The 23432-nt window shown below is 74.7% G+C and carries 14 protein-coding genes; 11 read left to right on the top strand and 3 right to left on the bottom strand.

Annotated elements, in window-relative coordinates:
• Positions 1 to 86 precede the first annotated feature (86 nt).
• Positions 87 to 1322 (bottom strand): MFS transporter, encoded by a 1236-nt coding sequence (locus OUQ99_RS01570; protein ID WP_267947625.1) that lies wholly within the window; start codon positions 1320 to 1322, stop codon positions 87 to 89.
• Between the two features lie 626 nt (positions 1323 to 1948).
• Between OUQ99_RS01570 and OUQ99_RS01565 the strand changes: the two genes are divergently transcribed.
• From OUQ99_RS01565 to OUQ99_RS01530, 8 genes are all read left to right on the top strand, one after another.
• On the top strand, positions 1949 to 2329 hold the full coding sequence (locus OUQ99_RS01565; protein WP_267947624.1) for a hypothetical protein: 381 nt from the start codon (positions 1949 to 1951) through the stop codon (positions 2327 to 2329).
• A gap of 146 nt (positions 2330 to 2475) precedes the next feature.
• Positions 2476 to 2799 carry a putative quinol monooxygenase gene (locus tag OUQ99_RS01560; RefSeq protein WP_267947623.1) on the top strand — a complete coding sequence of 108 codons (324 nt, stop codon included), beginning with the start codon at positions 2476 to 2478 and terminating at the stop codon, positions 2797 to 2799.
• Positions 2800 to 2882: 83 nt separating this feature from the next.
• Positions 2883 to 3932, top strand: a complete 1050-nt coding sequence (locus OUQ99_RS01555) for an aldo/keto reductase (RefSeq protein ID WP_267947622.1) — start codon at positions 2883 to 2885, stop codon at positions 3930 to 3932.
• 333 nt (positions 3933 to 4265) lie between these two features.
• A complete protein-coding gene (locus OUQ99_RS01550; RefSeq protein WP_267947621.1) occupies positions 4266 to 6350 on the top strand; it encodes a WD40 repeat domain-containing serine/threonine protein kinase in 2085 nt (694 codons plus the stop codon).
• Positions 6351 to 6496: 146 nt separating this feature from the next.
• Positions 6497 to 8611: a WD40 repeat domain-containing serine/threonine protein kinase gene (locus OUQ99_RS01545; RefSeq protein ID WP_267947620.1), complete on the top strand. Its 2115-nt coding sequence runs from the start codon at positions 6497 to 6499 to the stop codon at positions 8609 to 8611.
• 13 nt (positions 8612 to 8624) lie between these two features.
• Entirely contained in the window at positions 8625 to 10676 is a 2052-nt protein-coding gene (locus OUQ99_RS01540) for a serine/threonine-protein kinase (protein WP_267947619.1), read from the top strand.
• A gap of 159 nt (positions 10677 to 10835) precedes the next feature.
• On the top strand, positions 10836 to 12929 hold the full coding sequence (locus OUQ99_RS01535) for an acyl-ACP thioesterase (protein ID WP_267947618.1): 2094 nt from the start codon (positions 10836 to 10838) through the stop codon (positions 12927 to 12929).
• A 178-nt stretch (positions 12930 to 13107) separates the two neighbouring features.
• Positions 13108 to 13620, top strand: coding sequence for a hypothetical protein (locus tag OUQ99_RS01530; RefSeq protein WP_267947617.1), 513 nt, complete (start codon positions 13108 to 13110; stop codon positions 13618 to 13620).
• A gap of 175 nt (positions 13621 to 13795) precedes the next feature.
• Here OUQ99_RS01530 and OUQ99_RS01525 read toward each other — a convergent pair whose 3' ends face one another.
• Positions 13796 to 14434, bottom strand: a complete 639-nt coding sequence (locus OUQ99_RS01525) for a hypothetical protein (RefSeq protein ID WP_267947616.1) — start codon at positions 14432 to 14434, stop codon at positions 13796 to 13798.
• Positions 14435 to 14615: 181 nt separating this feature from the next.
• Positions 14616 to 15950, bottom strand: coding sequence for a type VII secretion integral membrane protein EccD (eccD, locus tag OUQ99_RS01520; protein WP_267947615.1), 1335 nt, complete (start codon positions 15948 to 15950; stop codon positions 14616 to 14618).
• A 219-nt stretch (positions 15951 to 16169) separates the two neighbouring features.
• On the opposite strand from eccD, the gene eccCa reads away from it, so the two are divergent.
• The 3 genes from eccCa (at position 16170) to OUQ99_RS01505 (ending at position 23233) form a co-directional block, all read left to right on the top strand.
• Positions 16170 to 20138: a type VII secretion protein EccCa gene (gene eccCa, locus OUQ99_RS01515; RefSeq protein WP_378554907.1), complete on the top strand. Its 3969-nt coding sequence runs from the start codon at positions 16170 to 16172 to the stop codon at positions 20136 to 20138.
• Positions 20139 to 20468: 330 nt separating this feature from the next.
• On the top strand, positions 20469 to 21809 hold the full coding sequence (locus OUQ99_RS01510) for a PQQ-binding-like beta-propeller repeat protein (RefSeq protein WP_267947614.1): 1341 nt from the start codon (positions 20469 to 20471) through the stop codon (positions 21807 to 21809).
• A gap of 284 nt (positions 21810 to 22093) precedes the next feature.
• The gene (locus tag OUQ99_RS01505) at positions 22094 to 23233 is read left to right on the top strand and encodes a hypothetical protein (RefSeq protein ID WP_267947613.1); all 1140 of its coding nucleotides are present in this window, start codon (positions 22094 to 22096) and stop codon (positions 23231 to 23233) included.
• Positions 23234 to 23432: the final 199 nt, after the last annotated feature.

Here is a 23432-nt window from a genome sequence, read left to right as displayed (position 1 = left end):
CGCGCGCACGCGCGCGCGAGGAGGAGCAAGGGGGGAAGGGGAGCCGCGGGCCTTCGGCCCCGTCCTCCCGGAGAGCCCCGCGGGGCCTACGCCCGGGGGCGGGACAGCACGAAGAAGTACAGCACCGCGGTCGCGGCGACCGTCGTCACGCACATCGGCACGAACGCGATCTGGTAGGACTCCGGCTCGTCCGGAAGCGCCTGGAGGATCGCACCGGCGGCGACCGTGCACAGCACCGCGGTCGTGAAGCCGCTCATGTTGACCAGGCCGGAGGCGACACCGGTGCGGCTGGCGGGAATGCCGTCGCGGGCGAAGTCGAAGGAGATCGTCGGCGCGAGGGTCTGGCCCACCGCGCTCACCGCCATCACTGTCAGCCCGGCCGCGACGGGCGCTCCCCCGGGCCACACGACCAGCAGCACCCAGCCCGCGCTCAGCACCGCCCCCAGGGTCAGGGCCAGCCACCGGCGCGCCCGGGGGTGCCGGCCGACCAGGAGGCCGACGAACGGGGCCACCCACAGGCCTCCCGCCGCCAGACCGGTCAGGGTCAGCGCCGCGGTGCCCTCGGCCAGACCCAGCCCGTTCACGAGATACGGGTAGCCCCACAGCACCATCATCATCGTGAAGGGCGCCATCACGGCCGCGTGGTGCGCCATGCCGATGAGCGGGCCGCGCGCGCGAAGGGCCTCCTTGAGCGCCTCCCACACGGAGATCGGGTCGGCCACGGTGGACCGCCCGGCCGCGTCGGCGGGGCGGTCGCGCACGACCAGCAGCACGAGGAGCGCCATCAGCGCGGTCAGGGCCGTGGTGGAGAGGAAGGCGGCCACCCAGCCGACCTGCCCGAGGGCCCACGCGAGGGGCGCCGCGCTCGCCACCTGGCCGATGCCGCCGACCACGCCGGTGAGGCCGCTGACGAGGGCGTAGCGCGCACGCGGGAACCACAGGGCGGCCAGCCGGATGACGTTGAGGAAGACGAGGGCGTCGCCGAGGCCGATGAGGAACCGTCCGGCGACCGCGGTCTCGATCCCGGGCGCGAGCGCGAACAGGCAGGAACCGACCACCATCGCCACCATGCCCATGGCGAGCGTGTAGCGGGGGCCGAGCCGGTCGGCGAGGAGGCCCGCCGGAACCTGGAGGAGGACGTACACCAGGAGTTGGAGCATCGGCAGCAGGGACAGCAGCGCCGGGCCGACGTCGAACCGGGCCTGGGCCTCCAGGGCCGCGACACCGAGGCCGTTGCGGTGCAGCATCGCCAGGAAGTACCCGGCGACGGCGACCGCCCACACGATCCACGCGCGGGCGCCGCCCGCGGGTTCGGCGGGCACGGTGCTCCCGTCCGGGGTAGTCCGGTCACCGGATGTCTGGGTCTGTGTCACTGGACGACTTCTCTCCGTTTTGTACGACCTCTCCAGTGTCCTCCAGAGACCGGACCATCCCTTACACCGGGGTGACAGGGTGCGCAAAACCGGCCGACGCCCGTGTGCGCCGCCGGACCCGGCATCGGCAAGACCCGCGCTTGACAGAGTCAAGAACGCGTAACCAGCAAGAAGTCACCACGAGTCACCAGAAGCACGCCAGGAGTTGCCAAAACGGGTGAGACTCACGACAGCCAGGACGGGACTCAGAGGCCCTTATTCGACCCGCGCCAATCGAACACAGGTACGGGAAAACCCCTCTGACCAGCAGGTTCTCGGTTTTGCCCAGTCGATACGGTTTCGTTAATTGTGACATTGGTCACTCGCAGAAGCCTCGACTGCAAGGGGTGAGTTGCTGCTAGCATCCGGAGCGCAAAGAATAACTACGAGGTAACGACACCGTTCACACCTCACCAACTTTGTGGAGGGAACCCGCCAAGGTCCCAGGACGGGCGGAAACCCTCGAACCGCGGCGACTGTGGCCGCACCGAGCACACGGTCAGCACCGCGGCAACCGAGACCCACTGGAGACGACCTTGAGTCACTGGCGCCTGAACAACCCCCGGGCCTCCCGGGCGAAGTCGGCTCTCGCCAGACGAATCAAGCACAAGCCCCGCCACGCCTTCTGCGCCGAGCGCGCGATCACGGCGCTCCTGGGCGAACTCGTCTCAGCCACCCAGCGCCAGTTCTACTGGTCGGGCACCACCGACATGGCCGTCATGTCGGTCCAGCGCGACGTCAACGTCTGGTGTCGCGACGGGCGCTTCTTCTGGAACGACCTGTTCCACGGGGGCACGGTCTCCCATCCCGCGAGCGACCCGGTCGGCGCCGCCGAGCTCCTCAACCCCTTCGCCCGGGGCCCCGAGCCCGTCTACAGCCACGGTTTCGGCGCCGCACGCCAGCCGGTCGCCGCCTGACACCGCGCCTCCTCTCCCCGCTCCACCGCCGCCCGGCCCCGGTCAGCCGTGCGCTCCGCACCCGCGGTGCTCTGGAAGACTGGGACGGGGGGACACGACGTGTCCCCCCGCGCAGTGAACCGAGCACAGTGAGGAGACCGGGAACCATGATCCTGATCGTCGTCAAGTACAGGGTCAGGCCGGAGGCCGTCGACCGCTTCCTCGACGAGGTCGCCGACTTCACCGCCGCCACCCGGGCCGAGCCCGGGAACCTGTGGTTCGAGTGGTCCCGCAGCGTCGAGCGCGACGACGAGTTCGTCCTGGTCGAGGCGTTCCGGGACGGCACGGGCGAGGCCCACGTCAACAGCGACCACTTCCGCGAGGGCCTGGCCCGCATGAAGCCGCTGCTCGCCGAGACCCCGCTCATCGTCAGCCGCTCCGTGGAGGGCGAGGGCTGGGACCGCATGGGCGAGCTCACCGTCGACGCCTAGGCGTGTCGGCCCCCCGCCCCCTCGGGCGGACCGCCGGGCGGGTTAGTCTGCCGGTCGGTCATCCGACGAGGGGAAGGCGGTCCGTGGGCACCTACGTGGCGAGCGAGGATCGGTACGAGACGACGGAGTACCGCAGGAGCGGTGACAGCGGGCTGCACCTGCCCCGCCTGTCGCTGGGCCTGTGGCAGAACTTCGGCGCGGACCGCGACCAGGAGAACCAGCGCCGCATCCTGCGCAGGGCGTTCGATCTCGGCGTGTTCCACTTCGACCTCGCGAACAACTACGGACCGCCGCCCGGGGCCGCCGAGGAGAACCTCGGCCGCGCCCTGGCCGAGGACTTCGCCCCCTACCGGGACGAACTGGTCATCACCACGAAGGCCGGGTGGGTCATGGGCCCCGGCCCCCACCAGCGGGGCGGGTCGCGCAAGTACCTGCTCTCGTCGCTGGACCGGTCCCTGGCCAGGATGGGCCTCGACCACGTGGACGTCTTCTACAGCCACCGGCCCGACCCGGACACGCCGCTGGAGGAGACCATGGGTGCCCTCCACCACGCCGTGGTGTCCGGCCGGGCGCTGTACGCCGGCATCTCGTCGTACGGCCCCGCCGCGACCAGGGAGGCCGCCCGCATCATGCGGGAGCTGGGCACCCCGCTGACCGTGCACCAGCCGTCGTACTCGATGCTCAACCGGTGGGTGGAGGGCGGCCTGCTGGAGGCGGCGGCCGACGAGGGCATGGGCGTGGTGGCGTTCTCGCCGCTGGCCCAGGGCGTGCTGACCCCGCGCTACCTCGGCGGCGAGGTGCCACCGGACTCCCGCGCGGGCGTGGGCCGCCCGAGCTGGCGCGACAACATGCTGTCCGAGGAGGTCCTGGAGCGGGCGCGCGCCCTGGACGCCATCGCCTCGGAGCGCGGCCAGACGCTCGCCCAGATGGCGATCTCCTGGGTGCTGCGGGACCAGGGGCCGCGCACGGTGACGACCGCGCTCATCGGGGCGTCGAGCGTGGAGCAGCTCGAACAGAACCTCGCCGCGCTGGACTCCCCCGGGTTCAGCGACGAGGAGCTGCGGCGCATCGACGAGTGGGCCGTGGACTCCGACGTCAACATCTGGTCCGGGGCCACCGCCTCCCGCCCGTAGGGCGTGTGCCGGGGGCCGCGCGGCGCACGCGGCTCCCCGGGGCCGCCCTTTGGGGCCCGTCTGCGGCGGGGTCCCGGGCGGTCCCTTTTCCGGGCGTCGGGGGCGGGCGCGCGCGTTCACCGGGTTTCGCGGCGAAGTCGGGCACAACAGATCTTCGGATCCGAACCACCAAAGGGTGACATAAGGGCACACACCCTCCGTGAACCGGTCGGAAGCGTGCTCTATCAGCGATCTTCTCGGGTTACGGTGACTCCTGAGAAACCTCCGGCAGACGCACCGGGCCGTCCTGGCGGGCCCCGAGGCGTCCTCCGCCCCTGGCCCCCCAGAGGACCCATGCGCCCCCTCAACCCCGACGAGCCCACCCAGCTCGGGGAGTTCCGCCTCATCGCCCACCTCGGCTCCTGCGGCATGGGCCGCGTGTACCTGGGCGCGGACCCGCACGGGCGCCCCGCCGCCGTCACGGTCGTCCGCGCCGCGTACGCCGTCGACCTGGACTTCCGTGCCCGCTTCGCCCGCGAGGCCGCCCTCGCCCCCCGGACCGTCGGCCGCTTCGCCCCGCCCCTCCTCGGCCACGACCTGTCCGCCCCCGTCCCCTGGACCGCCACCGCGTACGTCCCCGGCCCCACACTGCGCGAGCTGGTGGAACGCACCGGGCCCCTCCCCCCGGCGGCGGCGGCCGTCCTCGCCCGGGGGATCGCCGAGGCCCTGGACACGGCCCACGGCGCGGGCGCCGTGCACCGGGGCCTCACACCCTCGACCGTCCTGGTGGACGCGCACGGCCCCCGGCTCATCGACTTCGGCGTCGCCAGGGCCGTGGACGAGGCCCGGCTCACCCGCCCCGGCGAGGGCGTCGGCTCCGCCGCCTACACGGCGCCCGAACTCCTCTCCGGCGGCGGGGCCGCCGCCGCCGGCGACCTGTTCTCCCTCGGCGGAGCCCTGCTGTTCGCGACCACGGGGGCCGACCCCTTCGGGGAGGGGCATCCCTCGACCCTGCTGTACCGGGTCCTGCGCGAGCCGCCCTCCCTGGACGGGGTCCCGGGCCCCCTGCGCCCGCTCGTGGCCGCGTGCCTGGACAAGCTCCCCGAGAACCGGCCGACCGCGCAGGAGGTCCTCGACCACCTCGGCGGGCCGCTCCCCGAGGAGCCCCCGACCGCCCCGTGGCTGCCGCCGCGGGCCCGCGCCGCGGTCGCCGCGGCCGAGGAGTCCTACCGCTCCGCGGTCGGCCCCCGGGCCGGCGGCCCCCCGGCCCCCGATCCCTGGGCCGCGCTCGCTCCGGGCGCCCGGCCGGCGCCCCCCGCACGCACCCCTCCCCGGCGGCGGGGCAGGGCCGTGCTGCGCGTCGCGGCCCTCCTGGGCGTGGCGGTCCTCCTCGCGGGCGCGGGCCTGTTCGCCGTCGCGGCCCCGGCGTGGGAGGCGGCCGGGGGGACCGGCGCCGCCCGCGACTGCTCCGCGTCCGGAAGCCTGGCCGGGAACCTCGCCCTCACCGGCCCGCCGCAGGTCATGTTCCCCCCGGACGTGCCCCTCGAACTCTCGTTCTCCCCCGACGGCACCGTCCTGGCCGTCTCCCAGGTCGACCGCGTGACCCTGTGGGACTGGGAGGGGTCGCGGCCCCTGGCCCGGATCGACAACGAGGAGGCCACGGTGCCCCCCACCCCGGCCGCTTTCAGCCCGGACGGCTGCCTGCTCGCCTACGGCACCCTCCACGGGACCGCCGTCACCGACCTGTCCACGGGCAGGGCGTGGAACGTCGGACCGGAGCAGGCCGTCCGGTCCGTCGCCTTCAGCCCCGACGGCTCCTCGCTGGCCGTGGGCGTGCGGAGCGACCCCGGGGCGCGGTTCCTGCACCTCTACGAGACGGAGCGCTGGAAGCTGACGGCCGCCCTGCCCGGCTCCGGGAGTCTCGGCGCGATCCAGTACTCGCCCGACGGCACCACCGTGGCGGGCGGCGAGGTGGGCGGCGGCGTCGCGGTGTGGCGCACGGGGGCCGGGGGGCTCGACCGGCTGGGCCTGGTCGACGAGCGCGCGCGGGTGGGCGCGGACGCCTTCGACATCCTCCCGGACGGCTCGGGCGTCCTGCTCATCCGCTCGGACCGCGTCCTGCTGGTCGAGCCGCAGAACGAACGGGTCCTGCGCGAGTTCGTGCCCGACGACGAGGACCACTTCCTGGTCGACGTCGCCTACAGCGAGGCGAGCGGCCGGGTCTTCGCCGCCATGCTGGCCCCGGGCGCCGGGTCGGGCAGCACGATGGCGTGGGACTACGGCGACGCGGCCAGCGCCCGGCTCGGCCCGGACCTGCCCCGGCTGTTCCCGCTCGTCCTGTCCCCGGACGGGTCGCGGCTCGCCGGGCTGCGAGCGGACACCGGCGACCTGGCCGTCTACGACACCGACCTGTCGCTGCTCGGGGTGATCGGCGACTGACCCGGGCGGGCCGCAACCGGTCACTCGTCCGGGCGGTCCGCCCACGAACCGCTACATTGGCGGAGGAACCCTCCCGAGCACCGCCCCGACCCCGCGCGACCGCCCCCGCGCCGGTGCCCTGACGCAGTGAGGAACGCGTACCCGCCGTGCAGCCCCTCGCCTCCGACGACCCCCGGCACATCGGCCGCCACAGGCTCCTCTCCCGCATCGGCGCGGGCGGCATGGGCAGGGTGTACCTGGCGCGCACCCCGGACGGCCACCTGCGCGCGCTCAAGGTGGTCAAGGAGGACCTGGCCCACGACACCGGGTTCCGGGACCGGTTCGCGCGGGAGGTCCGCGCCGCCCGGCGGGTGCGCGGCCCCTTCACCCCGGCCGTGACCGACGCCGACACGGACGCCGACGTCCCGTGGATGGCCACCGAGTACGTGCCCGGCCCCACGCTGAAGGAGGCCGTGAGCGCGAACGGCCCCTTCCCCGGCCCCTCGCTGCTGGTTCTGGCCCTCGGGCTCGCCCGGGCCCTGGAGACGGTCCACGAGGCGGGGCTGATGCACCGCGACCTGAAGCCGGGCAACATCCTGCTGTCCCCGCGCGGCCCGCAGGTCATCGACTTCGGCATCGCCCGCGCCGTCGAGGGCACGGTGCTCACCCGCACCGGGCAGACCTTCGGCACACCCGCCTACACCTCGCCCGAGCAGATCACGGGGCACGGCGTCTCCCAGCTCAGCGACCTCTTCTCCCTGGCGGGCGCGGTGGTCTTCGCCGCCTCGGCGGAGCCCCCGTTCGGCTCCGGGCGCCCGGTCGACTCCCTGCGCCGGATCATGGCCGACGAGCCCGCCCTGGGTGCGGTCCCCGAGGGCCCCCTGCGCGACGTGCTGGCCCGCTGCTTCGCCAAGGACCCCGCCGGACGGCCCGACGCCGCGGAGGTCCGGGGAGAACTGTCCGCGCTGCCCCTTCCGTCGGCCGAGCACGGCTGGCTTCCCGCCCCCGTGACGGAGCAGATCGACGCCCGGGAGGGCGAGGTCCGGAGGGCGGAGGAGGCCGGGCGCACCACCGTGGACCTGGGGGGCGGGGCCCCGGCGCCGCCGCGCGGCGGCGCCGGGGCCGACGGCACGGGGCACCCGCCCCCCGGGCGTGAACCACAGGAGGGGGCGCCGCGGGGGGAGCCGCGGTTCCGCCGCCGCGCCGCGGTCCTCGCGGCGGCGTCCGCGCTGGTCGTCGCGGGAGGGGCGGCCCTCGCTCTCACCGCGCTGCCGGGCGGCGGGGTCCCGCGGGATGCGGCCGGGGGCGGTCCCCCGGCCCCGCCCGGCCCCTCCGCCTCCCCCTCGGCGCAGGGCGCGCCGGAGGTCGACCTGGAGGGGTGGATCTACGAGGTCGACTTCTCCGTGGACGGCGAGTCCCTGTACGTGTTCGGCACGTCCCTGTCCAGGTGGGACTGGCAGGCCGGGGAACCCGTCGACGTGTTCGAGCCCGCCCCGTCCGCGGCGGACATCGGGCCCGACGACCACGTCGCCGGCGCCTACGGCGACCAGATCCGCGTGTGGGACGGCGGCAGCGGCGACGAGGTCAACCGGTTCGGCCGGGACAACGGCGGCCGCGGGTTCTACGACATGCCCGCCCTCTCCTCCGACGGGTCCCGGGTGGCGGTGCTCGCCGCCGAGAACGGCGACCCCCGCGAGGAGCGGGTCGTCCAGATCTGGGACGTGGCGGAGGGGACGCCCGGCGTGGAGTTCCCCGCCGGAGGGGTCCTCACCGACCTGAGCTACACCGCCGACGACTCCCTGCTCGTCGGCACGGTCATGGAGGAGGGGTTCGACGCCTACGTCGGGGTGGCCGTGTGGGACCCCGCGACCGGCGAGCGGCTCCACCTGTTCGAGGGCGGGGACCACTACGCGTTCGCCCTCGCGCCCGACGGGCGGACCATGGCCCTCCAGAGCGGCGCGAGGCGGGTCGACATCGTCGACCTCGGCACCGGCGGGGTCGTCCGCCCCCTCGCGGAACCGGACGCGAGCCACGAGTCCGTCACCGGCATCGGCTACTCCTCGGACGGCGAGCGGGTCCTCGCGGGCTCCTTCGGCTGGGACGACGACCGGGGAAGCGTGTGGGACGCCTCGACGGGCCAGCTCCTCCGCGACGCCGACGTGATGGTGTACGCGCCCATGGGGTCGCACCCGGAGGACGAGTACCTGGCCACGGTCGCCGACGGCGGCGGACGCGTCCTCGTCCTCGACGCCGACTACACCGTCGTCAACGAGCTGAGCTGACCGGAGGGCCGCCATGCAGCACCTCGCACCCCGCGATCCGCGCCGGGTCGGACCGTACCGGACCGTCGCCCTGCTGGGCGCCGGCGGCATGGGCCGCGTCTACCTGGGGATCGACCGGGAGGGCCGCACCGCCGCCGTCAAGGTGGTGCGGGCGGAGTACGCGTACGACCCCGACTTCCGGGAGCGGTTCGCGCGCGAACTCGACCTCGCCCGCCGGGTGCACGGCACCCACACGCCCCGGGTGCTGGACGCGGACACGTCCGGCCGGACCCCCTGGATGGCCACCGAGTACGTGCGGGGCCCCTCCCTGCACGACCTGGTCCGGTCCGTGGGGCCGCTGCCCGAGGACAGCGTGCGGTTCGCCGCCCGGGGCGTCGCCCAGGCCCTGGAACGGGTGCACTCCCACGGGCTGGTGCACCGCGACCTCAAACCCGGCAACGTGATGGTCTCGGCCGCGGGACCGCAGGTCATCGACTTCGGCATCGCCGCCGCGCTGGAGGACGCCGGGCCGGACGGGGACGGGCGGCTCGTCGGCACCCCGGGGTACATGGCCCCCGAGAACATCCGCCGGGAGCCGGGCGGCGCCGCCGCCGACGTCTTCGCCCTGGGCGGGATGATCGTGTACGCGCTGACCGGCACCGGGCCGTTCGGCGAGGGCCACCCCTCCGCCGTGATGTACCGCATCACGAACCAGGACCCCGTGCTGACGGGCATCCCCGAGCGGCTGCACGGCCTCGTCTCGGCGTGCCTGGACAAGGACCCCCGGGAACGTCCCTCCGCGTCGCGGGTGCTGCACGCCCTGGGCGGTCCGGCGGCGCCTCCGACGACGGCGTCCGCCTGGCTGCCCCCACCCGCCGTCCACACGCTCGAACGGATCGACGGCGAGTACCGGGACGCCGTCGCCGCCGCAGGCCCCGGGGCCGCGGGCGGCGCCCCCGCCTCCCGGGCCCGGCGGCGACCACTGCTCGTCGGCGCCGCGGGGGCCGCGCTGCTCCTCACCGCCGGGGCGGGGACGTGGGCCCTGGCCGGCCCGTTCGGCGGCGGGACCGCGGAGGAGGACCCCGGCCGCCGCGTCCGGTGCGACCTCACCGAGCACATCGCCCCGGAGCTCGCCGAGGCGGCACGGCCCGTGCCGAGCATCCCGTCGTCGTCCGTCCCTCCCGGCACCGTGTTCTCCGCCGACGGCCGGGTCCTCGTCGTCGCCGGGAGCCAGGGGCTGGCCCTGTGGGACTGGGAGGAGGGGACCGAGATCGCCCGGATCGAGGACGAGGTCCCCGGCCTGTCGCCCACCCCGCTCGTCAGCCCGGACGGCTGCCGCGTCGGCTACAACGGGACGGGCGTGCACGTGTACGTCGCCGGGACGGGCGAGCACACCGTGTACCGGGGGGACGTGGAGGTCGTCGCCTCGGCCTTCGACCCCGACGGCGAGGGCCTGTACCTGGTCGAGGGCACGGGGGAGCCGGAGTCGGCCGTGCTGCGCGTCGACCTGGAGACCGCCGAGGTCACCGACACCTACAGCGGGACCGACGGCGCCCACACGATCGCGGTCTCCCCCGGCGGCGGGTATCTGGCGGCCGTCGACTACACGGGGCAGGTGCGGGTCTGGGACACGGAGAGCGGCGGGACCCTCTTCGAGGCCGGGGGCGCCGAGCCCGGGTACGGGTCCAACCTCGAACTCCCCGACGAGGACGGCGGCCTCCTGTACATGACCGGGGACGGGGTCGTGCACGAGGACTTCCTCGACGGGGGCCCGCCCCGCACGTTCGCCCCGGCCGCGATGCCGGAGAACGGGCTCAGCGAGTTCGTCCTGAGCCCCGGTGCGGACCGGCTGTACGCCCCGTACACGTCCGGCGAGCTGATCGTCGACGAGGACTCGGAGGGGTTCGGGATGAAGGTCTGGGAGTTCTCCACCGGCGAGGAGCTGACCGGGGAGGAGGACGAGGGGTACGTCAGCCGGCTCGGCATGCACCCCGACGGCCACGTGTTCACGGGGGTCCCGCTCCTCGACTCGGACGTCTGGATCGTGGACGCGGAGCGCCTGCGCCTCCACAGCCGTATCGGCTGACCAGCCGCGGCCCCCTCCGAACGGGTCCCGGGACCCGGCTCCGGCGGCCCGGCCGCCCCCGCACGGCGCGGTCCCGCACCGGACACGGGTCCGCTCCACCCGCACCGCACCACACGCCCCGCCCGCACCGCACGCCCCGCCACGACACCGGTAAGGCCCATGCTCCCTCTCCACCCCCACGATCCCCCGGCCGTCGGCCCCTACCGGCTCCACGCCCGCCTGGGCGAGGACGCCTGCGCGCGCGTCTACCTGGGCTCGGTGCCGGGGGAGCGCCCCGTGGCCGTGAGGGTCGTGCGCTCCGGGTACGCCGCCGACCCCGGGTTCCGGTCGGCGTTCACCCGCCTGGTGGAGAGCGCGTACGGACCGGACGGCCGCCACGTGTGCGGCGTGCGCTCCGCCGACCTGGGCGGAGCCGTGCCGTGGGCGGCGGTCGACCGGCCCCCCGGCCCGGCCCTGGCCGACCACGTCCGCGAGCACGGCCCGGTCCCCGCGGACGCCCTCCACGCGCTCGCCCTCGCCCTGGCGCAGGGGCTCGCCGAGCTGCACGCCCGGGGCCGCTCCCACGGTGCGCTGCGGCCCGACGGGGTGGTGCTCACCCGGGAGACCGCGCTCCTCGCCGACGCCGGGCTGGAACGGGCCGCGTCGGACGCCGGTCAGCGCGCTCCCCACCCCTCCTTCTCGGCGCCCGAGGGCGGCGCGGCCCCCGCCGCGGACGTGTTCTCGTGGGCGGCGACCCTGTCCTTCGCCGCGAGCGGGGCCGAGGGGGCTCCCGGCCTGCCGCGCGTCCCGCTCCAGCTCCGGGGGCTGGTCGACGCGTGCCTGCGCCGGGGCCCGGACCTGCGCCCCAGCGCCGCCGACCTGGTGCGGATGCTCGGCGGCCCCGCCGACCCGGGCCCGTGGCCGCCGGGGTTCCTCGCCCGGCTGGAGGAAGCCGCGGCACGGCAGGAGGCGGCGGTGGCCGCCGACGGGCCGGGGCGGGCGGAGCGGCCCTCCGGGACCGGACCGGGGGAGGCGGGCGTGCCGGACGGGAGCACCGGGGCGGACGCCCGGGGGCGCCGGAACGGCCGGAGGGCGGTCGCCGCAGCCGCGGCGGTCCTCGCCCTGGCCGCCGTGGCCGGGGCGGCCGTGTGGGGGCACCGCCTGTCGACCGGGGACGGTGGCGCGGCGGGGGAACCGGACGGGGCGGACACCGCCGGGCTGGTCACCGGGGGCGGCTGCCCGGACGGCGGAGGGTTCCCGCCGCCCGGTGAGGACGTCGACGGCGCGCGGACCACGGTGTGGGAGACCGCCTTCAGCCCGGACGGCGACCGCCTGGCCGTCACCACCGCCGAACACGGGCTGACGGTGTGGGACTGGCGGGTCGGGGAGGAGGTCGCCAGGCCGGCCGGGTCGGTGGGGCTCGCGGTGGGCCCGGTGTTCGCCCCGACCGGGTGCACCCTCGCCGTGACCGTGCCCACGTCCTACGAGGGCCGGGGCGACGAGCAGGTGCGGGTCGCCCGCACCTTCGACCTCGCGGCCGGCACGTCCGCCGAGCACCTGGGGCCGCAGGAGGGGCCCGTCGGGACCGGGGGGACGTGGACGGCCAGGCCGCGCCACGCGGAGGGCCTCGCGTTCAGCCCCGACGGGTCGCGGCTGGCCGTCTCGCTGGAGCGGGCCGACGACAGGCCGAGCGTCGCCGTCATCGACACGGGGACCGGCGCCCGGGTGTCCGAGATCGCGGAGGCCCCGGTCCACGGGACGGCCTTCGCGGACGCCGGGCGCGTCCTCACCAACGACGGGGGGACGATCACCGTGTGGGACGCGGAGAGCGGCGAGGAGCTGCACACCGTCCGGGGGACGTCGCACCGCCTGTTCGCCGCGGTGCCCGGCGCCGACGAGGTGGTCCACCTCGTCGGCGACCGGATCGTGTGGTGGGACTACGCGGCGCGCTCGGAGGTGCGGTCCTTCGAGCTCACGGGCTTCGCCGACGCCGAAGGGCCGATCCTCGTGGACCTGGCGCTCTCCGCGGCGCTCGACCGCGTGTACGTGAGCTGGCTGGCCCCCGGGGACGGCCCCCTGGAGGACGGCGCGTACACGACCCACGCGTTCGACACGGAGACCGGCGAGGACCTCGCGGCCGGCGGCCGTGGAGCTGACGGGCTCCAGGAGGTCTCCGTGCACCCCGGGGGCGAGGTCCTGGCGGGCGTCTCCGCCGAGGGGCGCGTCGTCCTGGTCGACCCCGACACCCTGGAGCCCGCCGAGACGCTGTTCTGACGGGGCTGACGGGGACACCGGGACGGTCGGCACTGCCGGGGGCAGGGGGCGTCGGGGTGCCGGGACCGCGTTCGGCCCGCGCCGTCCGGGGCGCGCCGGAAGGACCCGGCTCCTCACGGCGCCGCCCGGGCGCTATAGCGTGAAAGCCCGTGCCCGTACCCCGAGAGGACCAGAGGCCATGCCGGAAAACGTCAGCAGCCGCATCCGCGAGGCGGCCTCCGGCCGCCGCACCAGCCCCGCGCTGTCCGTCCTGTCCGACCTGGTCCGGAGCACCGGGGCCGCGGCCAGGTCCGCGACAGTCTTCGGCGACCCGGTGGTGTCGGGGGGTTCCACGGTCGTCCCGGTCGCGAGGATCACGTCCCTCACCAGCTTGGGCGGCGGTTCCAGCCGCCTGTTCGCCGCGGGAGGGGACGGCGCGGGCGGCGGCGGGTTCGTGCGCGCACGGCCCGCGGGGTTCATCGTCCTCGACGAGGCCGGGGCGCGCTTCCACGGCATCCGCCAGCCGGTGACCATGCTCGTCCTCCCGCTCGCCGTGGTCGCCGGCCTCACCGCCGCGCGCATCGTCGGGGTCTCGCTGCGCGAGGCGCGCCGGCGCCGCAGCCTCCGCGCGCGCTGCGAGCCCGCCGCCGCGCCCCCGGCCGAGGTCTCCGTCTCCGAGGGCTCCGCGGCCGGGGAGGAGCGGAACGCCTGACCGGTTCCGGCCATCTCCCCGTCCCTCACGGCCGACCCCGCGACCGCCGGGGCCGGGGAAACCGGCCCCCGGCGGACGCCGGCCCGCACCCGGGGGCGCCGGGCACGGGCCCTCGGACGGCGCACCCGGGGCGGCGGCGCCGGTCCGCCGTCCGTATCCCCCGCCCTGCCCCTCGTCAGGAGCCGTTCACCGCGGCGAGCAGTTCCTCCGCCGCCAGGAGCGCGCCGTCGAGCATCGCGTCCGCGTCGCCCGATCCCATGCGCGAGTAGTGCACGTCCACGAAGACCTGCCCCTCGACCGCCGTGACCTGCGCACTCCCCGCGTCGTTCTCGGAACCGGCCACGGCGAGGTCGCCGACTCCGAGGTCCGGGTCCGCCTCCTCCGCCGTGAGGTCCGGCGCGGCGCTGTCGGTGTAGGGCCCCTCGTGGATCTCCATGTCGTACCGGAGGGTGAAGCCGCTCAGCGAGAGCAGCATGCAGTTCATCCTCAGGCGCTGGTCGCTCTCGAGCGTCCCGGGGTCGGGCCGCCCGGTCGTGCTCGGTGAGTCGTCGCGCATGTCCTCCGCGCCGAGGAGCTCCTCCAGGACCTCCTCCGGGAGCACCGTGCACAGGTCGTCGGGGGCCATCTCCATCGGGTCGCGCAGCTCGATCTCCGCCTCGGCGGGCTCTTCCATCACGTCAGCGGGCTCGTCCTGGGCTCCGGCGGCGTCCGGGGCCTGCGGCTCCTCCTCGGCGGCGCTTCCGCAGGCGCCCAACATGAGCGTGAGGACGAGACCTGCTGCGGCGGCCGGGACGCACTTCTTCGGTTCGGGCACGGGAGATCCTCTCGGGACTGTCGGGTCGGCGGACACCCTAGCGTCCGGCGCACACGAACCGTCACGCACCGTCCCCGAGCTCCGGTCCCGGCCGTTGGCCCGCCCCGGGGCGGGGTCCCGCGGACGCCCTCCCCGCCGGGCGGCGGGCGGCGGTCGGCGGTCGGCGTCCGCGGAACGCCGCCTAGCCGGTCATGCGGGCGACGAAGGCGAACAGCCCCATCGCCCACGCGAACACCGCGGACATGCCGATGATGACCAGGACCTCGGTCCAGTTCAGGAGGCGGCGCAGCGAGGCACGGGGCACGTCGGTCAGCCGCACCCAGCTCAGCACCCCGAGCACGATCCCGGCCAGGAGCACGATCAGCGGCAGCCAGGGGCCCATGAACGGGTACTCGCCCACGACCGCGACACCCGTGGCCCCCACGCCCAGCACCCCGGCCAGACGCAGCGGCAGCACGTGGCGGATCCGGTCGAACAGCCGCGAGCGCAGGACCAGCAGGACCGAGAGCAGCCCGCCCAGCAGCAGGTCGGGCAGCCCCTGGGCCAGGACGGCGAGGAGCACGGTGACGGCGCCGCCGCTCACCGCCGCGCCCAGCACGATCCCCAGCAGCAGGCGGTCGGTGTTGCCGTACGTGTCCTCGAACCGCTCCGTGGGCACCTGGCCCGAGCGCCCCACCTCGTAGTCGAGGCCGGACAGGCCGCCCATCACCATGGCGACGCGCGGCAGGGCCCCCACGCACAGCGCCAGGGCGATGCCCATCGAACGCACGCCCTGGACCGGCTCGGTGAAGATCCCCACCACGACGAGGACGGCCGCGGCCACCGCGACGACCCCGAGCCCGGCGATGTACGCCAGACCCGTCTCGTGCATGGCCCAGCCGATCACCGCGACCAGGAGCGCCCCGGAGAGCGCGAAGGCCGCCGTCACCAGCGGGTTCGTGCTCGTCACCAGGGCGGCGGCGAGCACCGCGGTGACCGCGCCCCACACGCAGGCCGCCGCGAACAGCACGTGCGCGACGGCGGGCAGGGGCCTGCGTGCGGCGAGCAGCATGACGGCGACCGTGAACAGGGTCCCCACCGCGGCGACGCCCAGGTGTCCCGCCGAGGGGAGGAGCCGCATCATCAGCCCCAGGAGGACCAGGGGGCCGATACTGGCCACGAGAAGGCCGAAGGACAGCGTCGTCGCGGGGTTCCAGATGCGCGCGGTGTCGTCGACCCTGTCCTCGACGGCGCCGCGGACGTCGTCCACGTGGGAGGGGCGGCTCGGGGCGGTGCGGCGGTCCAGCAGCAGGACGTCGCCGTCGTAGACCCCGGCGCTCTCCAGGGGTTCGTCCGGGTGCACGGGCGACCCGTCCACCGTGGTCAGAGACCAGGCGGCGGGCTCCGTCCGCTCCTCGTCGGGCGCGCAGACCTCGATGATGCGCGGCATCAGGGTCGCCACGGGAACGGTGCCGGGAAGTGCCAGATCGGCCCAGCGCTCCGGTCCGGTGACGGTGACCCGGCAGTATCCACTCACACCAATGGTTCCTTCTGTCGTCGTCGTGGGCGGCATTCGCCGCGAAGGGGGAGGACGGACGCGAATTAGGTGATTCGCGGGGTTCGCGAGATCATTCCTAGCGTAGTCACCCAGACACCAACCCCCGTAGGTGGACGGAAAGAGATCGCTGTGGCGACGAGACCTGTGCCCCGCCCTGCCCGCAGTGTCCCTCCTGCTCCCGGGAACACTCCCCTGGTCATCGCTGCCCCGCCGCAGCTGCCCGAGAACGCGCCGGCGTCCAGCTCGGGGGCGATGATCATCATGCCGATCATCACCGGTTCGGGTTCGCTCCTGATGTCCATCACCATGGGTCACCGCCCCCTGATGGCCGTCGCCGGCGTCATGATCATGATGGCCAGCGTGGTCGTCGGCATCATCATGTTCGTGGCCCAGCACAACGGCCCCCGCAAGCGCATGCGGGAGCAGCGCGAGCGCTACGTCGACTACCTCGACCAGCTCCGCGAGATCGTGCGGGACGTCGCCTCCACCCAGCGCGCGGACAACGCGTTCCGCCACCCCGACCCCTCACTCCTCACCGAGCCCGCCCGCTCGCGGACGAGGAGGTGGGAGCGGCGTCCCGCCGACCCCGACTTCCTCGACGTGCGCGCGGGCACGGGCACGCGTCCCCTCTCCCGGCGGCTCAGGCTCAAGGTCGACACCTCCTCCCCGCTCATCGAGTACGACCCCGTCTGCCAGGGCGCCGCCGACCAGCTCATCGAGCTGTACGCGGACGTCCCCGAGATGCCGCTCGTCGTCCCGCTGCGGGAGCACGGAGTGGTGTCGGTCGTCGGGGACCGCGAGGCGGGACGCGGGCTGGTCCGCAGCATGATCGCCCAGATGGCCGCCTTCCACTCCCCGCACGACCTGCGGATCGGCGTGGTCCGGGACACCAAGCTCCGCGACCGGTGGGAATGGCTCAAGTGGCTGCCCCACAACACGTTCGACGACGCCCAGGACGGGCCGATGCCCGCCAGGTTCGTGTCCGCCAACACCGTGCAGGCCGGCGAACTGCTCGCCGACGAGATCGAGCGGCGCACCGTCGACCTCCAGCGGCGGCGCGGCAAGCCCCCGGGGCCCGGGACGCAGCGGCTCGTCGTGGTCCTCGACGGCGAGCACCAGTCGACCCTGTCCGGCCTGCACGCCGAACCCCCCGTCGCCTCCCTCTCCGACCTGGGCATCCACATCATCGCGCTGGTGGCGGACCGGCGCGAGGAACCGGAGTCGGTGGACCTGCGCCTGAACGTCGACGCCGACGGCACCCTCACCGAGGACACCGAGCTCCCGGGCGCCGGCGACAACCCCGACCGCACGCCGCTCCGGGGGACCGCCGACCGGTCGGACGTCGCCCACCTGACGAGCCTGGCCCGCATCCTGGCCCCGTACGGCATCGCCGCCTCCGACGGCGACGACGCCATGCACGCCACCGTGGGCCTCCCCGAGATCCTGGGCGTGTCCGACGTCGCCCAGCTGGACACCCGCCGCACCTGGCGCAAGCGCAGCACCGGCGACTACCTGCGCGTCCCCATCGGTGTGGGCCCCAACGGCAACGCGGTGCTGCTGGACCTGAAGGAGTCGGCGTTCGGCGGCATGGGGCCGCACGGCCTGGTGGTCGGCGCGACCGGCTCCGGCAAGTCGGAGATGCTGCGGACCATGGTGGCGTCGCTGGTCATCAACCACTCCCCCGAGTCGCTGGCGCTGCTGCTGGTCGACTTCAAGGGCGGCGCGACCTTCGCCGACACCGACCGGCTGCCGCACAGCACGGGGCTGATCACCAACCTGGCCGACGACGACTCCCTGGTGATGCGGTTCCGGGAGGCCACCTTCGGCGAGCTGACACGGCGCCAGCAGATCCTCAAGGACGCGGGCAACCTGCCCAACCTGCACGCCTACGAGGCGGCCCGGGAGGAGGACCCGGGCATGGAGCCGCTGCCGCACCTGCTGATCATCATCGACGAGTTCTCCGAGCTGCTCACCGCCCACCCGGACTTCGCCGAGCTGTTCGTGGCCATCGGCCGGATCGGCCGGTCCATCGGCGTGCACCTGCTCCTGGCCACGCAGCGGCTGGAGTCGGGCAAGCTCAAGGGCCTGGAGTCGCACCTGTCCTACCGGGTGGGCCTGCGCACGTTCTCCGAGGCGGAGAGCCGCGAGGCCATCGGCGTCGGCGACGCCTACCACCTGCCGCCCGAGCCCGGATCGGGCTACCTCAAGGTGGACACCTCCGTCTTCGAGCGGTTCAAGGCCGCCATGGTCTCCCAGCCCTACGAGCCCCCGGCCGAGGAGGAGAAGGAGGAGCACGAGCCCGTCCTCCCCCTGCTGTCCTACAACGGCCTCAGCAAGGTGACCGGCGAGGGCTCGCTGGTGGAGTCGCTCATGGCGTCGGTCCGCGCCAAGGGCGAGGAGTCCAGGCCCAGGAAGGACAAGCGCACCACCCTTCAGGTGACCGTGGACCGGCTGGTGGCGTCGGGAGCGGAGAAGGTGCGGCCGATCTGGCTGGAGCCGCTGCCCGAACTGCTCACCCTGGACACCGTGCTCGCCGACCTGGGCGAGGGCGACGACCTGGAGGGCCCCGGGACCGAGCCCCCCGCCGCGGAGATGCGCGCGGTCCTCGGCCTGACCGACATCCCCCGCGAGCAGCGGGTCGTCCCCGCCGAGATGGACTTCACCGGGGCCGAGGGCAACGTCATCGTCCTGGGCGGCCCCCAGTCCGGCAAGTCCACGATGCTCCGCACCCTCATCGCGAGCCTGGCGTGGCGGTACCCGCCGGGCCGGGTGGGCGTGTACGCCATCGACTTCGGCGGCGGCGCGCTCCAGGCCATGGAGGACCTGCCCCACGTGGCGGGTGTGGCCGGGCGGGCCGACCCCGAGAAGGTGCAGCGGGTCCTGGTGGACGTGCGCGCCCAGCTCGACCGGCGCCAGCGGGTGTTCCGCAAGTACAAGCTGGACTCCCCCGCCGCGCTGCGCCAGGCGCGCGCGGACGGGAAGGTGGCCGGGAACGTGGTCGGCGACCTGTTCCTGATGATCGACGGCTGGTCCTCGGTGCGCGACACCTTCGACGAGGCCGACGAGGTCCTGATGGACATCGCGACCCGGGGCCCCTCCCTCGGCGTGCACACGGTGCTGACCGGCGCGGCGACCTCGCAGGTCCGCTCCCGGCTCCAGGCCCTGTTCGGCGGCCGGTTCGAGCTGCGGCTGAGCGACCCGATGGACTCGGGGATCGGCCGCAAGGTCGCCGACGAGATCCCCAAGGACACCCCCGGGCGCGGCCTGACCTCGGCGGAGCACCACACGCACGTGGCGCTGCCCCGGGTGGACGGGGTCGCCTCGGACGAGGACGTCACCGACGGCATCCGGGACCTGGTCAAGCGGGTCGGCGAGCGGTGGCCGCAGAAGGCCGTCCAGGGCGTCAAGACCCTGCCCGCCAAGGTCGAGCTGGACGACCTGCTCAAGGGGCGCCGCACCCCGCGGGGCCGCCGCGACACCGAACTGGTGCTGGGCATGGCCGAGAGCACGCTCGCCCCCGTGGCCACGAACCTGGACCGGGACCCCCACCTGGTCGTGTACGGGGACCCGCAGACCGGCAAGACCGCCCTGCTGCGCGGACTGGTCAAGCAGATCGTGCGCCGGCCGGCCGACCAGGTCGGCGTGGTCATGGTGGACTTCCGCCGCAGCCACCTGGAGCTGGTCCCCGAGGAGCACCTGCTGGCGTACTGCACGAGCGCGGAGCAGACCAAGGCGGTCGCGGCGAACCTGGCCGGGTCCCTCAAGGAGCGGATGCCGGGACCGGACGTCACCCCGAAGCAGCTGCGAGAGCGCAGCTGGTGGAAGGGCCTGGACCTGTTCATCGTGGTGGACGACATGGACATGCTGGGAGCGCGGTCGAACCCGCTCGCACCGCTGGCCCCGTTCATCCCGCAGGGCGCGGACCTGGGCCTGCACGTCATCGCGGCCCGGCGCACGGGCGGTTCGGCGCGGGCGATGTTCGAGCCGGTGCTCCAGGCGCTGACCGACATGGCCACGCCCGGCATGCTGTTCTCCGGCGACCGGATGGAGGGGCGCCTGGCCAACGGCACGGCGTCCAAGCAGCTCCCGGTCGGCCGCGCCCAGCTGGCGCGTCGGGGGCAGCGCCCCGACCTGGTGCAGGTCGGCTGGAGCGACTCCCCGGCGTAGACCCGGGGGCCCGTGCACCCCCTGAGGTCCCGGGGATGCACGGGCCCGGGGTCCGCCGTGTGCGGCCCGGGCGTGCGTGGCCGGATGCGGCCACCGTCACAGACCCGCCGCCCACCTGCGGGTTCGCCACCCCGGCGTGCCCGGCCGCGCACCTGTCGTGACATTCGTCCGGTTCAATGTCCCTCGTCCCCGGAACCGTGCCGGTACGGGCTCCACCGCTCCGACACGGCGGCGGAAGACCCGAAGGCCGGGCGGGGAGTGTCCCGGCCTGCGATCGTGGCCGCATCCCCCAGGACGGCGAGAAGACACCTGAGAGCGACCTGGTTGACCATGAACAGAAGAACCGGCTGGTCCGCCGCGGCGGCGACCGCCGTGCTCCTCCTCGGGACGCCCGGATGCGGGATCCTCTCCGGCTCCGGACAGCAGGTCCGGGAGCTGGCCGGACACGAGGTCGTCCACGAGATGTCCGGGGACGACCTCGAGGAGCTCGCGGTGCCGACCACGGTCTCCGAGGCGTCGTGGGTCTGGGAGGGCCCTCGGGACGGGGAACTCGTGGGGGTCCACCCCGTGCCCACCGGCGCGGTTCTGCACCTGAACGACGGTGTGGTGGGCCTGGACACCAGGACGGGGAAAGAGGTGTGGAGCTACCGCCTCCTGGGCTCCGAGGCCGAGGCCGCGGTCTCCCCCGACGGGACGTTCGTGGCCGTGAGCGCAAGCGGCTCCCTCGTGCTCCTGGACTCCGGCACCGGGGTGGAGACGCTCGTGCTCGAACACGGCGGCGCCGGGACGGACCGGCTGTCGGTCCAGCACGCCGGCCTCGTGACCGACGACGGCCTGGTGACGGCCGGGCCCGGCGACGGGGGCGGAGTCGCCGTCTCCTTCTCCCCGTGGGACGACGAACCGGGGTGGCGCGGCGAGCGCCTGCGGTGCCCCGGCGGCGCAGGGGACCCGCGGGTCGAGGACGGCTTCCTCACCCCCAGCGGCGTCGTGGTGGTCTACGCGTGCGACGGCTCCGACCTGCGCCTGACGAGCCTCGACACCGCCACCGGGGAGGAGCAGTGGAGCCTGGTGCGGGGGCAGGACTTCGAGGACGCGGCCGAGCACCCCGAACAGCTCGACGAGGAGACGTTCGCCGCCGCGGGCGACGTGGCCGTGCTCCAGAACATGGCGCTCATGCGCGGCACCGTCGTGATCGACACGGTGCGGGGGGAGGTCCTGTCCGAGGCGCTCCCCTCCGAGCCGGAGGACACAGTGCTGCGCGTCCTGCCCCACGGCTACCTGGCGGTCCGCTCGGAGCGCCTGGAGAACGGGCAGTGGGAGGACCGCTTCGAGGTCAGGGACTTCTCGGGCACCGTGAAGGACACCGTCGTCACGGACGAGAACAGCGTGGGAAGCACCGTCTCCGGCCAGCTCCCCCTCAAGGACTCCCTGCTCAAGCCGAGGTGGTCCGAGGAGGAGGACAACATGGAGGTCGCCGTCTTCGGCTGGGACGCGGAAGGCCCCGAGGAGACGATCGCGCTTCCCGTGGAGGTCGACCTCGGCGGGATCGACAGCGTCTGGGAGGTCGAGGAGGCCCTGGGCCCGGGGACCTTCCAGGAGGTCCCCGGCGCCGTGCTCGTGCGCGAGCACGCGCGCGGGGAGCCGGTCCCCCGTGTGGCGGGGCTGACGTGACCGCGCCGGAAGCGCGCGACCGGGCACGTCCGGCGGTCCGCTGCGCGCTGCGCCGCTCCCGGGAGGAGAACGGCATGGACCGCGCCCCCGTGACACCGACCGCAGGGACGGCCGCCTCCCTGACGGGCGCTGCCGCCCCGGTGCCCGTGTCCCGGGCGAACCCGGTCCTGGGTGCGCTGTCGGGGAACGAACCATGACACCCTCGGAGTGATCCCACCCTTCTGTCCCCGCCCCCGTGCACCCTCCCCGGCTCCCGCCACCGACCTTCCCCGAAAGGCAGCTCCATGCGGCGTTCCCCCGCCCTGACCCCGGCCGTGTGCCTGCTCGCCCTCGCCGCCCTCACCGCCTGCACGGACACGTCCGGCGGCTCCGACGGACCCGCCGAGACGGTCGAGGACCTGGCCGAGGAGGGGCTGACCGGGCTGGCCCTGCTGCACCGGGGGTTCGAGGGCGGCGACCCGGAGACCGACCAGGTCCTCGTGTTCCACGACCCCGCGACGGGGCAGCCGACGCACCGGATCGAGCTCCCCGACGGGGCGGTCGACCCCATGGCCCCGTCGGTCCCCGTGCACGCGCAGTTCTCGGAGGACTGGGCGTTCTTCGCGTACGCGACCACGGAGCCCAACGCCGTGAACGTCGCCGTGCTCACCGACCCGGAGGACGCCGGGCAGGCCGACGTGGAGGAGATCTCCTACCAGCCGGTCGAGACCGTCACCCCGGCCGCCGGCGAGGTCCTGTCACAGCCGGTCATCCACGGCGACCGGCTCTGGTTCGTGTCCGACAACGAGCAGGACGGGGCTCCGCCCCAGGTGCTGTCGGTGCCGCTGGACGCCCCCACCGGCACCCCCAACCAGGAGGGGAGCCTCGCCCTGGGCGAGGCCCAGCGGCCCAGCGACTGGACCCTCACCCCCGAGGGGGCGCTGCACATCCGCAACAGCGTGCAGACCCAGCAGATGAACGCCTCCGACGGGGGCAGCCTCGTGGTGCGGCAGACCGACGGCAGCGTGGTGAACGCGACGCTCAACGTCGACGGCGGCCAGTGGCAGACCTTCGACGGGGCCCCGGTGTGGGGCGAGGGCACCGCCCTCCTGCGCCCGGACGCCGTGGGCGGCGCCGACACGCCGCCGGGCGCGTACCTGGTGACGGTCGAGGGCCAGGGCCACCGGGCGACCCGGCTGCTGGAGGACGCCGACGGTCCGGTCGAGCAGTACGCGCCCGCCCCCGGGCGGGAGGCCGTCCTGCTCCAGACCGGGGAGGCCTGGTTCCGGGTGGACCTCGCGGACGGCTCCGTGGAGGAGACAGCCGAGGCCTTCCCGCGCTTCCACGACGCGTCCATGGACGGGTGGCCCCTCGCGGTCCGCTGGGCGACGGAGCCGGCGACCGACGGTCCCAGCGCCGATCCCTCCGGGTCCCCCTCCTCCTGAGGCCCCCGGTGCGGCCGCCCGCACATGGCCGGAAGCGGCCAGCCGCATCCGCCCCCGCTCACGGGCGGACCGGAACGGGACTGCGGGAAACCCCCGTCCGGGGTGGCTCGATGCGGATCCGGGCCGCCGGGCCCCGCGAGAACCCGGTCTTCCTGCACGGCGTCCGAGGTCACGAGACGCGCACCTCCGTTGACCGAGA

The organism is Streptomonospora nanhaiensis, assembly GCF_026642255.1.
GTDB classification, from domain to species: domain Bacteria; phylum Actinomycetota; class Actinomycetes; order Streptosporangiales; family Streptosporangiaceae; genus Nocardiopsis; species Nocardiopsis tropica.
Note: the sequence above shows the minus strand (reverse complement) of the source record. Positions and strands in the feature narration are given on the sequence as shown.

What these genes read in the sequence shown, in the direction of transcription:
- OUQ99_RS01560 (WP_267947623.1), top strand. Translation starts at nt 2,476, where the DNA reads ATGATCCTGATCGTCGTCAAGTACAGGGTCAGGCCGGAGGCCGTCGAC.
- OUQ99_RS01550 (WP_267947621.1), top strand. Translation starts at nt 4,266, where the DNA reads ATGCGCCCCCTCAACCCCGACGAGCCCACCCAGCTCGGGGAGTTCCGC.
- OUQ99_RS01540 (WP_267947619.1), top strand. Translation starts at nt 8,625, where the DNA reads ATGCAGCACCTCGCACCCCGCGATCCGCGCCGGGTCGGACCGTACCGG.
- OUQ99_RS01535 (WP_267947618.1), top strand. Translation starts at nt 10,836, where the DNA reads ATGCTCCCTCTCCACCCCCACGATCCCCCGGCCGTCGGCCCCTACCGG.
- OUQ99_RS01530 (WP_267947617.1), top strand. Translation starts at nt 13,108, where the DNA reads ATGCCGGAAAACGTCAGCAGCCGCATCCGCGAGGCGGCCTCCGGCCGC.
- OUQ99_RS01510 (WP_267947614.1), top strand. Translation starts at nt 20,469, where the DNA reads ATGAACAGAAGAACCGGCTGGTCCGCCGCGGCGGCGACCGCCGTGCTC.
- OUQ99_RS01505 (WP_267947613.1), top strand. Translation starts at nt 22,094, where the DNA reads ATGCGGCGTTCCCCCGCCCTGACCCCGGCCGTGTGCCTGCTCGCCCTC.